Source organism: Flavobacterium sp. KACC 22761 (assembly GCF_034058155.1).
GTDB lineage: Bacteria > Bacteroidota > Bacteroidia > Flavobacteriales > Flavobacteriaceae > Flavobacterium.
This window is the reverse complement of record NZ_CP139148.1, coordinates 3,116,315-3,133,075: the sequence shown is the minus strand read 5'-3', so window position 1 is coordinate 3,133,075 and position 16,761 is coordinate 3,116,315. Positions and strand designations below refer to the sequence as shown.

Annotated in this window: 10 protein-coding genes; 6 read left to right on the top strand and 4 right to left on the bottom strand. The window is 35.2% G+C overall.

Features of this window, described 5'->3' with window-relative positions:
• Positions 1 to 31: 31 nt before the first annotated feature.
• The 3 genes from SCB73_RS13535 to SCB73_RS13525 all read right to left on the bottom strand — a co-directional run bounded on the left by SCB73_RS13535 (position 32) and on the right by SCB73_RS13525 (position 3,556).
• On the bottom strand, positions 32 to 1,504 hold the full coding sequence (locus SCB73_RS13535; protein ID WP_320566752.1) for a sugar MFS transporter: 1,473 nt from the start codon (positions 1,502 to 1,504) through the stop codon (positions 32 to 34).
• Between the two features lie 78 nt (positions 1,505 to 1,582).
• Positions 1,583 to 2,455, bottom strand: coding sequence for a sugar phosphate nucleotidyltransferase (locus tag SCB73_RS13530; RefSeq protein WP_320566751.1), 873 nt, complete (start codon positions 2,453 to 2,455; stop codon positions 1,583 to 1,585).
• Positions 2,456 to 2,464: 9 nt separating this feature from the next.
• Positions 2,465 to 3,556, bottom strand: a complete 1,092-nt coding sequence (locus SCB73_RS13525; protein WP_320566750.1) for a mevalonate kinase family protein — start codon at positions 3,554 to 3,556, stop codon at positions 2,465 to 2,467.
• A 233-nt stretch (positions 3,557 to 3,789) separates the two neighbouring features.
• Between SCB73_RS13525 and SCB73_RS13520 the strand changes: the two genes are divergently transcribed.
• Positions 3,790 to 4,827 carry a LacI family DNA-binding transcriptional regulator gene (locus tag SCB73_RS13520; RefSeq protein WP_320566749.1) on the top strand — a complete coding sequence of 346 codons (1,038 nt, stop codon included), beginning with the start codon at positions 3,790 to 3,792 and terminating at the stop codon, positions 4,825 to 4,827.
• A gap of 187 nt (positions 4,828 to 5,014) precedes the next feature.
• Here the strand turns inward: SCB73_RS13520 and SCB73_RS13515 are convergent, their stop codons facing one another.
• Positions 5,015 to 5,653 carry a sugar-binding protein gene (locus SCB73_RS13515; RefSeq protein ID WP_320566748.1) on the bottom strand — a complete coding sequence of 213 codons (639 nt, stop codon included), beginning with the start codon at positions 5,651 to 5,653 and terminating at the stop codon, positions 5,015 to 5,017.
• 676 nt (positions 5,654 to 6,329) lie between these two features.
• Between SCB73_RS13515 and SCB73_RS13510 the strand changes: the two genes are divergently transcribed.
• The 5 genes from SCB73_RS13510 (at position 6,330) to SCB73_RS13490 (ending at position 16,629) form a co-directional block, all read left to right on the top strand.
• Positions 6,330 to 9,428: a SusC/RagA family TonB-linked outer membrane protein gene (locus SCB73_RS13510; RefSeq protein WP_320566747.1), complete on the top strand. Its 3,099-nt coding sequence runs from the start codon at positions 6,330 to 6,332 to the stop codon at positions 9,426 to 9,428.
• Positions 9,429 to 9,459: 31 nt separating this feature from the next.
• Entirely contained in the window at positions 9,460 to 10,971 is a 1,512-nt protein-coding gene (locus tag SCB73_RS13505) for a RagB/SusD family nutrient uptake outer membrane protein (RefSeq protein WP_320566746.1), read from the top strand.
• Positions 10,972 to 11,072: 101 nt separating this feature from the next.
• Entirely contained in the window at positions 11,073 to 12,485 is a 1,413-nt protein-coding gene (locus SCB73_RS13500) for an aryl-sulfate sulfotransferase (RefSeq protein WP_320566745.1), read from the top strand.
• A gap of 102 nt (positions 12,486 to 12,587) precedes the next feature.
• The gene (locus SCB73_RS13495) at positions 12,588 to 13,589 is read left to right on the top strand and encodes a c-type cytochrome (RefSeq protein WP_320566744.1); all 1,002 of its coding nucleotides are present in this window, start codon (positions 12,588 to 12,590) and stop codon (positions 13,587 to 13,589) included.
• A 37-nt stretch (positions 13,590 to 13,626) separates the two neighbouring features.
• Positions 13,627 to 16,629, top strand: coding sequence for a glycoside hydrolase domain-containing protein (locus tag SCB73_RS13490; protein WP_320566743.1), 3,003 nt, complete (start codon positions 13,627 to 13,629; stop codon positions 16,627 to 16,629).
• The last annotated feature ends 132 nt before the right edge of the window (positions 16,630 to 16,761 follow it).

Sequence of the window (16,761 nt, the reverse complement as noted above, 5' to 3'; positions counted from 1 at the left end):
GATATAGTTTTTTATTTAGTTTCTCATTTATTTACCATCGTCGGTATTTATGTCCTTTTACAGCGTAAAAAAGAATCATTATGTACGATGGCAAAAGCATTAAATACGCCAGCTGATTACCACTTCTTGCAGTTGCTTGCGTTCCGGCTGCAATATTTGAGGCATTTATAGTTTCGGTAATCAAGCCATAGAAAAGCGGAAAAATAGCCCCGCCGATAATTCCCATAATCAAAATTGCGCTTCCTATTTTAGTATATCCTCCCAAATCTTCTAATGCCATTGGCCAAATTGCCGGCCAGCAAAGTGCATTTGCCAAGCCCAAAAGTGCTACTAAAAGAATCACGACTGGCAAAGCTGGAATTCCCGGAAGCTGAATCATTATTTTAGGCGAAATCACAACAATTGCCAGCACTAGAATAATCCCTAAAACTCCAGATCCTTGCAAAGCTGTTGCTTGCGAAAGGTGTTTCGGAATCAATGTTATTCCTAAAATATAGCCGATAACCATTGCCGACATCGTAAAAGAGGTTAATTTGAGATAAAAATTGCCTTCATCTCCATAAACTCCTAATTGTTTTCCAAAACCTCCGATCGAATCTCCTGCCAAAACTTCAGCAGAGATGTAAAGCATTAATGTAATAACTCCAAAAACCAATTGAGGTCGTTTGAAAGCATTTTTAACTTGCTTCAAAACACTCAAATGCTCTACATTTCCATCTTCATCCAAATCGATTTCTGGAAGCGGCGAAAGCTTCACAAAAAGAGCTAATACCATAATAATCAATCCCATATAAAGATAAGGCCTTTGCAATTGTAATGCAAGAGAATTCAAGGCATTTGATTTTGAAACCGAATCGAGCATTGCAATTTTTTCTGCGGTAAAGTCCTTCATATTAGACAAAACCAAAGCTGTCAATACAATTGGCGCAACAAACCCTGCCAATTTATTAGCGATTCCTAAAACACTAATTCTTGCCGCGGCGCTTTCTCTTGGACCAATTACAACCACATACGGATTTGAAGCGGTCTGCAAAATTGCCAAACCTGTTCCCATCACAAAAAGCGCTAGTAAAAACAATAAAAAAGTACGGCTTTCGGCAGCTGGATAAAATAAAAATGCTCCCAGAGCAATGATCAACAATCCAAGCGAAATCCCATTTTTATAACCTACTTTTTCAATGACCCAAGATGATGGCACAGCCATAACAAAATAAGCAATGTAAAAAGCGAAAGTCACAAAATACGCCTGAGAGGATGACAACTCGCAAGCCATTTCAAAAAACGGAATCAATGGTCCGTTTAACCAGGTTACAAATCCTAGGATAAAAAATAATGCAGTCAAGATAACCATCGGAATAATTGAATTCCTTTTTATTGCTGGTATGACATTTTCAATGTTTGACATAATACTTTGGTTGATTGTTAATAGATTTTTTGTTTTTCTATCTAAATTAGAATCAACACTAAATTTATCTTTTTGCATATTTTGTGCAAATGTATGCATTTTTTTTGCAACACCAAAATTAATGCAATAAATGATCGTTATCCTAAAATAGAAATGAAGTTTATGTTAATATTGCTACTACTTCCAATCAAGTACTGGATAGTGTTTTTTAAGATATTCTTTTACCTCTAAAATATCTTCTTTTGCCGTCAAATCAGGCACATGCTCAGAAAACGGGATTCCAATAGTGGTATTTGGATTTGCTTTCACCGTGTTTAAAAGAACCGTCGGAAGTTCCTTTTCATCTCTTTCTGGATTCACCGGACAATTTTTGAGATGCGGATATAAAATACTTCCTTTAAACTTAAAAGCATTCATACTGACTCTTATTTTTCCTTCAACATCTTTGTAATTTTGCAAATCATTTGCAGTCGGTTTTTCTAAAATATCCAAAAGCTGATTGTTTTTATCCAATTTTGCAATGGCAAAACGTGAAATTCTTTCCAAAGGAAATTCTAATGCATCACGATCATAACTGATAAAGGCATTAGGGCTTTCTGTTTTTCTTAATGCTAATAGCGCTTCAGCAGAATACAAATTATCACTATTGCAAACTGAATATTCCATTCCGTTTAGCTCTGGATACTGCTCAACGGCCTGAAATAAGGCATCTGCAGTTCCAAAAGGCTTTGTTCTTCCATCAGGAATATATTGTACAGCAAACGAAATATTCAAACCGTGAAAATCGTTATCGGCATCATGACTTCCGTAAAATTCTTTGAACAATTCGCCTTGCTCACCTATAATGATATAAATGTTCTCATAGCCCGCTTTCTTTGCATTCAACAAAAGATAATCCAACAAAGGCCTTCCAGTTGAACCAACTCCAATCAAGCCCTTACTTCTTTCATTTGCCTGAGCGATTTCTTCTGCAGATAAATTATCCGCAATAGCTTCTTTTTTCATGCGAGACGATGCTCCGCCCGCTAGAATAACTAAATTGTTGTGCATATTTATTTTCTAAATTTCTATATTTTCAATAATTCGAACACCCGGATCAACCGTTACAGCATATGCCTCTTGCGCACCTGCTTTTAAGATAGCTTCGATAACTTGAGCTTCATTTTTAGGATCTGCAATTACAACAATGCTTCCGCCCCCGCCAGATCCAACGATTTTTGCTCCATATGCGCCAGCTCGTAAAGCCGCATTGATCATGTCATCAATTCGCGGAACGGTAATTTTCAATAAATCACGCAAAACTTCATGGTGCTGATTCATCCAATAACCAATTTTTTTCAAGTCTAAAACTGGCTTTTCGAATTCTTTTAAAGCTTCTTTGGTATAATGGTAATTTTTTAAAGCCGCCTCAAAAAACGGAATCAAACGATCTGGTAAGCAATTTTTGTAGCGATCAACATCTTCAATTACCGATTCATTCAAATCAAAATCTGGGTAATTTTGTTTTACAAGATCAATTGCCATCAAGGCATTTCCTTTCAATTCTCCAATTAATCCAATAGTTTCTTTAGGCACTCCTGAAACACCAGTAATAAGCCCGTTTAACTCAGTTCCGATACATCGATACGAAAAAGGCTGTTTTGTATTGATATAAATAATGTTTCCTGCAACAATGCTAAAATGATCCATCATACCGCCCGGCTCGCCATGTTCTAAAACTTCTGAAGCATAGCCTATTTGCGCAACAAATTCAGGAGTAGCTTCTTGATCAGCTCCAAAAGCTTCGATCAAAAACCTAATCCAAGCCATCAATAATGCAGAAGAACTTGATGTTCCTGAATTTATAGGGATATCGCCTGTTATGGTAATGTCATATCCACTTGTTGGCACACATCCATGCCTGCGCAAAACACGCAGTGAAGAAGCAAAATAATCTCGCGGTTCAAGTTTTTCGAAAGTTGCATTAATATCAATAACCCGAACTTCATTAATATCAATCATATTAATTACAAATGTTTCGGTATTATTTTGCGTTGCCATCAGCTTTATATTACGATCTATGGCGCAGGCTATCACAGGCAATCCTAAATAGTCTTGATGATCTCCAAAGAGACAAGTACGCCCTGGGGCTAATGAAGTAATTTTTCTCATGTAAAAATTTTACATTAAAACATTAAAAATCACTAATTTAAAATGTTTTCTGGTTATTAATTTTCTTTTATTTTTAGGTTTTGATTTTACGAAACTATAGATTATATTTTGATAAAACAAGAAAAAAATAAAAAATGTGCTCGAACACACTAATTTTATGTTCTCGAGCACACAATATGATTTTGACGAAATTTTTTACCAATTATTGAATCAAAGTTTTTATATTTGCTTATATGGATAAAAAATACACGATTAAGGATATTGCTCAAATGGCTGGAGTTTCTAAAGGAACTGTTGACCGTGTTTTGCATAATAGAGGGAAAGTTTCTCCTGCCGCGCTCGAGAAAATCAATGAGGTTTTGAACGTTATCGATTACGAACCCAACCTAATAGCCCGTAATTTAAAAAGCACAAAAGTGTATCGCATTTGTGTTTTGCTTCCAGATCCAGCATTTGATCCCTATTGGCTTCCGTGTGTTAATGGAATCCAAGATGCCATCATTGAGTTTAAGGCTTACAATGTAATTATTGAGACTCATTATTTTAATCCCGAAAGTACTAAATCCTTTTTAAAAGTCAACGAAAATATTATCTCGCAATCACCCGATGCAGTTTTGTTGACACCTTTATTTCATAAAGAAACGGTCGAAATCATAAAACAATATGACGAATTGGGTGTTATGGTAAACACGTTCAACAACGAAGTTGAATCTTCTTCGATTAAAAGTTTTGTAGGACAGGATCTTCACAAAAGCGGACGCGTTGCTGCCAGCTTAATGAATTTAATTTTAAGCCAAGGCCAAATTGCCATTATACATATTGACGAAAGCCTTAAAAATGCAGTTCACATGCAGGAAAAGGAAAAAGGATTCAGAAATTATTTTGAAGAAAAAGAGCTTCACGACTTTTCGATCACCACTCTGAAGCTGAAATACTCTAATATTGAAACAAAATTTGCCTCGTTCTTAGAAGAAAACCCAGATTTAACGGGGATTTTTATTACTACCTCAAAAGCATACCAAATCGCATCATTGCTGTCTTCGGTCAAAAACAAAAAAATTGCGCTTATTGGCTATGATTTGATTGAAAAAAATGTCAATTTCTTAAATCAAGGACTGGTTCATTTTTTAATTCATCAAAATCAAAAAAGGCAGGTTTATCTAGGAGTAAGTACATTAGTTGAACATTTTTTATTCCGAAAAGACATTCCGGATACGATTTTACTGCCAATTGATATTATCAATGTTGAGAATGCTTCTTATTATTCTTGAGATTCTAAGACGCTATCCCGAAGCTTCGGGACTAAGTTTTTTATATACTTTGCAAAATATTTCTCGCAAAGTCGCAAAGTCGCAAAGTTTTTTTATGTGACTAACAAACTTTATGTAAGCTTGGTCTAAAAAACTTTGCGACTTTGCGTCTTTGCGAGATTAAATCTCACTACTACACTTTATTTGATCATCGCAGTAAAATCAATCTCCCAAACGAAGAAGCAATATGAAAATTGGGTTCAGCAGTATCTGGATTTACCCACGAAATCCAGGTTGGTTTATAGTTTTGGTTGTCATCTTTAGAAAATTTCGCTCTAAAAACGCCTGTTTCAATTGTATTATTCTGAATCAAATTCAATTGATTCAACGATTTAATACTGATTTTTCCTTGTACAACGAAAGAGATTTCATCTTTTGACGCATTTACACTTAAATTTTCTTTTGGCCATTTCCAATCAAAATCGAAAACTTTGTCAGGTCGCGCTTCAAAATCCATTAATCGTGCCGAAGCATCCATTTCGAGGCAGTAGTAGGGATCCAAGGAATCATTTGCACGAAAAAACAATTCTACGCGATCAGAATTCCCAATACTGTCAAAACTATCGTCTTTTTGGTCAATATAAATATCAGTATCAAAAACTCTGAAGTTAAAATACAAATTCTCAAAATCCCAAAGTGCGCGAAATTCAATTTTTGAAATTGGATCGCTGTTCCAAGGCGATGAAAAATCGGTAAGACAAATTGCATTTTCCCAAAAAAAAGAATCAGAAACTTCATCTCCTTTTGTAAAATTTTTATCGATTAAAACTACCTGATACTCTTTCATAATTGTAGGTGAAAAAATTGTTAATTTTTGATTTTAGAAAAAGCCGAAACAAACTCCAATTCGACTTCACTATTATTCATTTTTTACAACTTCTAATATAACTTAAAAAATGAAGAAAAAAAGCTTCGTTTTCTTGTCTATGAAATTAAAATCTTTCTCTCAAAACCCATAAGAAAACACTGTTTAATTTATACGTTTTTGAATCACTCATTGCGAAATTCACAAGTTTTTTTAAAAACCTCATTTAAAATTCAAAAAACAGACATTTTTACGTATCTGCGAATTTCCGAAATATTTTAAAAATATCACATCATTTTAGCGTAAAAAAAACGTCTTGTGCAAATTTATGTGCTCGAGAACATAAATTTTGTGTGTTCGAGCACATTTTTTGTGTTTTTTCTTGTTTTATAAAAATATAATCTATAGTTTCGTCAGAGATTAATCTTAAAACCAGTTAAATCAGTAAAATTTTTGATGATTTTGAAGCTTGAAAAAGGATCAAAATTGAACAAAACAAGCTGTATTTCGAGTGAAAAATTAAATGATTTTTTTACTCGAAAAAGAGACAGGAAAGAATCAAATAAAAAACAAAAATGAAATTGCCAATCAAAAAAGAAATCTAAAACCTACAAACAGAAAAAAAACAAATAAACATTAACCAAAACCAATTTTCAGTATGAAATTATTAACCCAAAAAAAGCCAAGAGATTTTCGGATTAACAATTTATCCGGTAAAGAAATTAAACTGACATTGCTTTCATTGTTGGCATTTACATTTCAAGCTTCGGCAGTTTCATCAATAAATATCTCTGAGAAAAATTATTCTTCAATATTTTTTGAGAAAACCATAAAAGGTACAGTAACCGATCAGGATGGATTGCCTCTTCCGGGCGCAAATGTTGTGGTAAAAGGCACAACAAAAGGAGTTCAGACAGATGTTGACGGAAGTTTCTCGATTACTGTAGCAGATAATGTTACAAAACTTATTGTTACTTACATTGGTATGGAAGATCAGGAAGTATCAGTAGGAAGCTCTCCTCTAAAAATTGTCATGAAAGAAGCAGGACAAAAACTAGACGAGGTTGTTATTGGATATGGAAAAGCAAAGAAAAAAGATCTTACAGGTGCTGTAGCTTCGGTTGGCAAAGACAATTTAAACTTAGGCGGTACAGTTGCCAATGTTGGTCAAGCTTTGCAAGGACGCGCTTCGGGGGTTCAAGTACAACAAAATAGTTATGCTCCTGGAACCAATCCTTCTGTGGTTATTAGAGGTGGAAACTCTATCACAACTTCGAATGCGCCTTTGTATGTAGTGGACGGATTTATCACTAGTACGGGTGCATCGATCAGTCCGAATGATATCGAAAGTATCCAAATCCTTAAAGATGCTGCTTCTACTGCTATTTACGGTTCTCGAGGAGGAAACGGAGTTATCATGATTACTACTAAAAAGGGAAAATCGGGTAAAATGCAAATTGAAGGCGAAATTTCTGATGGTTTTCAAAATATCATTCAAGAACCATCTTTATTGAATGGCCAACAATATGCTTCGATTCAAAATGCCATTGCGGCTGAAAACGGAAGACCAGCGGTTTTCCCTCCAAGTTTTCCAATCGCCAACACAAATTGGTTCGAAGCTGCAACCCGTCCAGGTGAAGTTTTGAACAGAACCTTAACTTTTAGCGGAAGCGATAAAACATCAAAATTCTTTTTATCTGGAAATTATTTAAAACAAACCGGAGCAATTGAAAATACTGATTTCACTAGATATAGTGTTCGTATTGGAACGGAGAAAAAATTCACTGAAAAAGTAACTGTAGGCGCAAATGTTTATGGCGCTGCAAGTGAAGGCCATAATAGTGATTTTGGAGACAACATCTTATCTCCTATGTTCTCAATCCAGACTGCGCCTCCTTCAATTCCAATCTACAATGCCGATGGTTCTTATTACAAATATCAAGGAAAAGATAATGCTTTGGCACTTTTGCTAGAACCAACTGACCACACGATCAATCGTCTTGTAAACGGAAATATGTTTATGGATTATGAAATCATCAAAGGTTTAACATACCACTTTGGTGCAGGTGCTGAATGGCAAGAAAACATTCAAGGAAAATATACTCCAAGAACCCTTGTAGCAGGTGCCGCACTGAACGGAACAGGTTCTGAAGAAAACAAAACCTATTTTAGATGGAGTACAGAACAATATCTAACTTATAAATTCAATATAAAAGAACAGCATTCTTTTACGGCAATGATTGGAACATCTAACCAAAAAGATACTTACGAAAGAATGAAAGCTTCTGGTTCTGGTTTTGCAAATGATATCTTGACATACTATAATCTTGAAAGTGCTTCGGTTTATTTGAAACCAGAAACACAAAAACAAGAAACAAAACTTACTTCTTATTTTGGAAGGTTGGGTTATACGTTTGATGACAAATATTTGGCTTCATTCACTATTAGACGTGATGGTTCTTCTCGTTTTGGTCCAAATAATAAATACGGTACTTTCCCTTCTGGAGCTGTTGCATGGAGAATCTCGAAAGAATCATTTATGCAAAATTTTGAAAAGCTATCAGATTTAAAATTAAGAGTTAGTTACGGTATTACAGGAAATGACGGAATTGCTGATTATGCGTATATGTCAACTTTACAGCCTTGGAATGTTACCATTTCTGATGGTTCTTTTGTAGGCGGTAACGAACCTAAAAACTTAGCAAACCCTGATTTGAAATGGGAACAGCAAGCACAAGCCAATATTGGTTTGGATATGGGATTCTTTAACGACAGAATTACTGCTACAATTGATGTTTACAAAAAGAAAACAACAGATGCCCTTTTAAATGTTCCTGTTGGAGGATGGTGGGGATTTTCTACACAAGTACTTAACTCAGGAACAATTGAAAATAAAGGAATTGAGCTAGGAATAAGCAGTGAAAATTTCAGAAATGACAAATTCTACTGGAGAACTTCTTTAAATCTTGCTTACAATAAACAAGAGGTTATTTCATTGGCAGATAATGTTAAAATCATCAGTTATAATACTTCTAATCCTAGTGGAACTGTTTCTGGCCGTGAATTCACCAGACTTGAACCAGGAAAAGAAATGGGTCTGTTGTACGGATTTGTTTATGCAGGGGTTGTTAAAACGGGAGAAGTTTATGCTCCACAGCCATTATCTAAACCTGGAGATCCAAAATATGCTGATTTAGACGGTGATGGCAAAATTACAGCCGGAGATAGAACGTATTTAGGAAATTCTACTCCACATTACATCATTGGTTTCAACAATGATTTCAGATTTGGAAACTTTGATGTGAATGTCTTTTTCCAAGGTGCTCTTGATTACTCTGTTTACAACATGACAAAAATGGTTGGAGAATCAAGCACAAGTACTGATGCCTTGAATCGTTGGGTTGCTGGAACAAATGAAAATACTGACATTCCAAGAGATGGTTACTACAAAAGCTCGTACGGAAGTTATGTAAACTCAAAATTTGTTGAAGATGCGTCATACTTACGTCTTAAAAATTTATCGATTGGGTATTCTATTCCGGAAAGCATCTTAAAACCAACAAAATTTATTGATACTATTAGATTGTATGCAACAGGTCAAAATTTATTGACTATTACAAAATATTCTGGAAATGATCCTGAAATTAATGGACATACTGGTACAGCCACGGCACAAAACCTTGGTGGAGGAATTGATTTCAACTCTTTCCCGGCTTCAAGAACGTTCATATTAGGAATCAAAATAGCAATTCATTAATAGCTTTTCAGTAACATTTAAATTTATCAAAATGAAAAAATATACAATATTATTGCTTTTACTTGCTGCAGGTTTGCAATATTCCTGTAATGAGGATCTGGATCCTACGGTTTACAGCAGTTTAACAAATACCAATGGATACCAAACCAAATCTGACGCGATTGCTGCTGTTAATTCCATTTACGGCCGATTAAAAGGCCCCTCTGTAGGAGATAACTTTTCGTACTGGGCAACCCGACATTTTGCACTAACTGATATTGCTACCGATTTAGGTCACTGTCAATATGGAGGTGATCCAGGACAATTGTCTTTAGGTACTTGGAGTTCTACAAATGGTTTGCTTTTAGAAGACTGGAATGCAATGTATAAATTAGTTTCAAATGCAAACAATGCCATTTTTTACATCAACAAAATGACTTCAATTACTGATGCCGAAAAAGCGCAATTTATTGCTGAGGCTAAGTTTTTGAGAGCTTCTGCTTATATGGATTTGACAGATTCTTGGGGTCCAGTTATTTTAATTACCGACGAAAATCTTGCTAATCCAAACTATTTAGAGCAGACTCCGCCAACATCTGTTGAAGAAATTGATGCTTTTTTAGTTAAGCAATTAACTGATGCTGCAGCTGTATTGCCTGTTAATTACAAACAAAATACAATTTACGGTACTAATGATGTAGCACGTGCAACAAAAGGAGCCGCACTGACTTTATTAGCAAAACTTTATCTGCGTAGTCATGACTGGCAAAAAGTAGCAACCCTTACAAAGCAAGTAATGGATTTAAACGAATACCGTCTTTTTCCATCTTATTTAGGTTTATTTAAAGAGAGCAACAAATGGTGCAGTGAGAATATTTTCTCTTCTTTAAGTGATGCCAATACAAATGGTACTGAGTTGCTAAATCATTTTGGCCCAATTGATCACCCTGTAGTTCAAAACAGATGGCAATATTATACTGTAAACTGGGATTTCTACAACACTTTTGGCGACGAAGATGAGAGAAAACAATGTTTCTTCCCAGAATTTATGGGAACTGACGATCTTCTTCATAAACAAGCGCCATCATTGGGAGCGCAACCGCCAGCTGGTGAATTTTACATGCCTGACGTTTCAACAAGAAAATATGCTGACGATGAAACCACTACTTATTATGATGGGCACAGTGTAAACATTTTACGTTATGCTGATGTTTTATTAAGCAGAGCTGAAGCATTAAATGAAATCAGTGGTCCAACTCAGGAAGCTATTGATTTAATTAATCAAGTAAAAGGAAGATCTCATGCAAAACTATTAGTTCTAGCAGGTCTGACAAAAGAAACTTTGAGAGATGCCATACTGCAAGAAAGAGGCTGGGAACTTTTCTATGAAGGAAAACGCCGTGCCGATTTGATCAGAATGAACAAATATGATGTTCTTGTAAATGCATACCATCTTAGAGTTGGAGAAGCGGCTTTAGTTAAAATGCCACAAAACAAGTATTATACATATCCGCAAAGTCAGGTTGATCTTAACCCTAAATTAAGTAATGCCGATAGACAATAAATAAATTTTCAAATCAAGAATAGACAGTTAAAATGGTCTGTCTATTCTTGATTTATTACACAAAAAAAGTACTTTTCTGTTTCACAAAGAAAACCTTTAAGATGGTCAAAAAAATAGTATTAAAATGGAATTTTGTTTTGGTTTTGCTTGTTTTGGCAAGCTGTTCCAAAAATAGCGGCACTGGTATCACAAATATCAACATTGGGACTCATAGCAACAACGAATTGAAAATTCAGATCGATGTTACTACGAAGGACGATGTTCAGGTATATGCAGCATATTGGTCTGATAAAAAAGGAAATAAGGACAAAATAACTTCTCCCATTTCAAAAACTGGTTTTAAGCATTCTTTGGTTCTTTGCAATATCAGTCCAGAAACGAATTACAGTTATCAATTGATTACGATTCAGAATGGTGAAAAAAAACCGAGCAAAGTCTATACTTTCAAATCAAGAAAACTTCCAGAATGGTTGCAAAAGCAATTCAAAGCCAATTGCCCAAAGCCAGAATTACTGCCTGAAAATTTCAAAAAAGGCTTTATGCTGTTAGCAAAAAGAGAAACTCCCGGAACAGCTTACATTGTTGATTATAAAGGAAATTTAAGATGGTATCATACCGTTGAAGGAACTGGATTTAAAGTAGCACATTTTACAAAAGATCAAACCATACTTTCTATTTTAGGAACAAATGACGAACCAACAAGCTACGGAAGCGAAATTCTTGAAATCAATTTGCAAGGCGATACTTTAACGCATATCAAAAAAGGACAAGGCGATTTAAAACAAACCATTCATCACGAAATTTTAAAAAAATCGGCTAATGAACTTGTGACTATTACGGTCGATCAAAAAATAATCGATCTAACTTCTATCGGAGGAAAAAAACAAGATACCATCAATGGAGATGGAATTATAATTTTAAATAAAAAAGGAAAACAGCTTTGGAAATGGAGTGTTTTTGATGACTTAGATCCGTTTAAAGATAAAGATTTACTAAAAACCAAAAAGGATTGGACGCATGCTAATAGTTTGAGCTACGATACAGATGGAAACTTTTTAATTTCTTTCTATAACAACGGTCAGATTTGGAAAATCAATTCTAAAACTGGAAAAGTAATCTGGAAATTAGGAAAAGGAGGAACAATGAAAATGGCTCCAGACACCAATTTCTCTCAGGCGCATGCCGCACATATCGACCAAGAAGGCAGTTTATTGTTTTTTGACAATGGAGTCGACATCAAACAATCTTCTGTTTTTGCCTTAAAAGTGGATGAAAAAACTAATTCAGTAAATCTGGATTTTCATATAAAATTACCAAAAGATATATACAACGACCGAATGGGAAGTGCTTATATGATCAATAAAGACCTCTTTTTGGTATGTTGCTCTAAAAGACATATTACCGTTTTAACCAATAAAAAAGGTGTTTTGTTATGGGCTTTAGAATCTGAAATTCCGCCTTATAGAACCATCTTTATTCCAGAAGAAAAACTGAAACCTTTTCTTTTGAATTAAAAAGATATTTTCCTGCAAGGTTTTTAAAACCTTGTAGGTATAAGTAAATTAGAATAAATACCTAACAGGTTTTTAAAACCTGTTAGGATAAAAATAATAGACATGAAAAAAACAATTCTTATCGGACTTTTTTCAGCATTATCAATCGCTGTTTTCAATTCCTGTACCAAAAGCAATTCTCAGACTTTAGCTTCAAATACAATCGAAGAAGGAGAAGAAGATGAAGGTTACATCACAATTGATACTTCTCAAATTCCTGATGATCAATTTGGAGAATCGGTTCGTTACGGAAGAGAATTAATGATGAAAACCGCTTATTACATTGGCCCAAACGGAAAAAACGGACAATATTTAGGCAATAAAATGAACTGCACCAATTGTCATCAAGATGCGGGAACAAAACCTCATGCATTCAATTTAATGTCTTCACATGACAATTATCCACAATATCGCGGGCGCGAAAATAAGGTGCTTACACTAGCAGAAAGAGTTAATAACTGCATTATGCGCCCGCATTCTGGAAAACCGCTTCCGCTAGATAGCAAAGAAATGGTAGCCTTTTTATCTTATTTTAAATGGATTAGCAAATTTGTACCAAAAGATGGTAATTTTAAAGGAGCTAAAAATTTAGAAATCGAATTCCCGGATGTTGCCGCAAGTCCAGAAAGAGGAAAAGTTTTATTTGCCGAAAACTGCGCAAGATGTCACGGAAATAATGGTGAAGGAGTTTATAATGCTGATAAATCTGGCTACACTTATCCTCCTCTTTGGGGACAATATGGTTATCAGCCTGGCTCGAGCATGCACCGCGTAATCAAACAGGCGCAATGGTTAAAAAGCAACATGCCTTATGATAAAGTACAGCTTGGAAAACCGTACCTTACAGACAAACAAGCGCTTGATATTGCTGCTTATGTAAATGACGATTCCCAACATTCAAGACCAAACCCAAAAACATTGGATTATCCAAATAAAATGGGCAAGCCTATTGATTATGCACATAGCCCTTTCAATGATAATTTCTCTGAAGAACAGCATAAATACGGTCCTTATAAACCTATTATCGCTTACTGGAAAAAACAAGGATGGAAAGCCGTTTACTAAACTCAAAATATACTATTTAACCTGATTATACAATACAATGAAACTAAACCTAAACAACACAACGCTTTTAAGCAGAATACTGATAATGTGTTTTATTACGATCAGCATTCCTCTAACTGCACAAATTAAATATTCAGACGGAAATGACAGCTGGAATCCGAATCAATTAGGGAATCACCGCGCTGTAGTTGCTTTTTCTGGTTCAGGAAATGTTGCTAAAACAACGATCGAATGGCGAAGAAGAGACACAAATCCAGAACTTAAAAAAATTATCGTTCAGGATGCATCTGGAAAAGATATTCAGAATATAAAAACCGAAAACATCAATAGAGAAAACGGTACTATTTACTTCGAACCAATTTCTGGAAAAGGAACATACTACGTGTATTACATGCCTTATGTTGATGAAGGAACTGCAAATTATCCAAAAGGAATTTATCAGAAACCTGAAGACAAAGCCGATGCAAAATGGCTTTCTAATGTAAAAGCAAACTTAAAAGACAATGCGGCTGTAACAGAAATTCAGAGCGTAAATGCTTTCAATAGTTTTTACCCGATGGAAATAATTGCGACAGCTGCTGAAACTTCGGCTCTTCTTGCAAAAAATAGCAGAAATTCTTTCTTAGTTTTCCCAGAAGACAGAGAACATTCTATCAAATTAAAATCAGATCTGCCACAAAGATGGATTCAGAAAGGCGTTCAAAACAGCTTTTCTGACACGGCAATGAAAGGTGAATATTTAGCTTTTCAATTAGGCGTTTACGCTCTTGAAGATTTAAAAAATGTAAAAGTATCTTTTACCAACTTAGTAAGCACAACTGGCGCAACAATAGAAGCGAAAGACATCAGCTGTATCAACACTGACGGAACTAAATATGACGGAAATCCTTTTACGAATACTGTTTCAGTTTCAAAAGGAAAAATTCAGGCTATGTGGTGCGGTGTTGATGTTCCGCAAACGGCAGCGGCTGGAACTTACAACGGAAAAGCAACTGTAACTGCTGACGGAAAATCAAAAGAAATCAATCTACAAATTACGGTTTCTAACCAAGTAACAAAAAATGGAGGCATCGACAGTCCAGAAAAAATGACTCGTCTAAAATGGTTAAACTCAACATTAGCTCAGGAAAATACCGTTATTGCTCCTTATACTCCATTAGTCGTAAACAATTCTGAAATTGCTTTATTAGGAAGAAAACTGGTTTTAGCTCCAAACGGATTCCCAGCGCAAATTCAGACTTTCTTTACTCCAGAAATGACTTCTGTAACAGCAAAAGCAAATGATGTTTTAAGCGCTCCAATCGATTTTCATTTTGTTGACGCTTCTGGAAAAGAAGTACAATGGAAAAATGGCGGTTTAAAATTCACTAAAAAAGAAGCTGGAACGGTTTCTTGGGAAAGCACTTCGACTTCAAAATCAGTTCAAATGGACGTAAACGCTTCGGTTGAATTTGATGGTTTTGTACATTATATCGTTAAAGTTACAGCTCTTGAAGATGTATCTTTTAATGATATTAATTTTCAAATGCCAATGCAGCCAACTTCTGCAAAATACATGATGGGATTGGGTCAAAAAGGAGGCGATCGCCCTGCTACTTTCGACTGGAAATGGGATGTTGCGCATAAAAATCAAGACGGAGCTTGGATTGGTGCTGTAAATTCTGGATTACAATTTTCTTTAAGAGACGAAAAATACAGCCGTCCGTTAAACACGAATTTCTATTTGCAAAAACCTTTATTATTGCCAACTTCTTGGGGTAACGAAAACAAAGGTGGAATTACCATTACACCAAATCAAAAATCGATTGTAGTAAATGCGTACAGCGGTGCTAGAACAATGAAAAAAGGTGATGTTTTATACTATAATTTCAACTTATTGATTACACCATTCCATACGATCAACACCGATTTTCAATGGGATACAAAGTTTTACCACAGATATAGCCCAATCGATTCTATTGCTAAAACTGGCGCTACGGTAATCAACATTCACCACGCAAATGCTATCAATCCGTATATCAATTATCCTTTTATCGAATTTAAAAAGATGAAAACGTATATCGATGAAGCACACGAAAAAGGATTAAAAGTAAAAATCTACAATACAGTTAGAGAGGTTTCTAACAAAGCTTATGAGACTTTCGCTTTAAGAAGTTTAGGGCACGAAATCTATTCTCCGGGAAAAGGTGGCGGATTCTCTTGGCTTCAAGAACACGTTGGGGATGATTATATCGCGGCTTGGTTTGTTCCTGAAATTAAAGATGCTGCGATCGTAAACAGCGGTATGAACCGTTGGCACAATTATTATGTAGAAGGAATGAATTGGCTGACTCAAAACGTTGGCATCGACGGAATTTATTTAGATGATGTTGCTTTCGACAGAATCACAATGAAACGTATCAAAAGAGTTTTGACTAAAGACGGACATCCAGGAATTATCGATTTGCATAGTGCGAATCAATACAATAAAAGCGACGGATTTAATAATAGTGCCAACTTATACATGGAGCACTTCCCGTACATCAACAAATTATGGTTTGGAGAATACTTTGATTACCAAAAAAATCAGCCTGACTTTTTCTTGACAGAAGTAAGTGGAATTCCGTTTGGATTAATGGGAGAAATGCTTCAAGATGGCGGAAATCCTTGGAGAGGAATGGTTTACGGAATGACAAACAGATTGCCTTGGAGCGATGGTGCTGACCCAAGAAACATTTGGAAACTTTGGGATTCTTTCGGAATTAAAGGTTCTGAAATGATTGGATATTGGAGTGAAAACTGTCCAGTAAAAACAAACAACGACAAAGTTCTAGCAACAGTTTACAAAAAAAATGGAACAGCTTTAATTTCAATCGCAAGCTGGGCAGATGCTGATGTAAATGTGAAACTAAATATCGATTGGAAAAAACTAGGAATCAATCCTGCAAAAGCAACGATTACTGCTCCAGAAGTTACCAATTTCCAATCTGCAAAAACGTTCACAGCAAAAGACGAAATACCAGTTTCTAAAGGAAAAGGCTGGTTGTTGATTGTGAAGTAATTACAACTAAAATTTAATGCCACAGATTACACAGATTAACACAGATTAATTTGTATTACACACAGATTAAAAAAATCCTTTTAATCTGTGTAATCTGTGGCAAAAAAAATAACCACAAAAACTAGCTCTCCA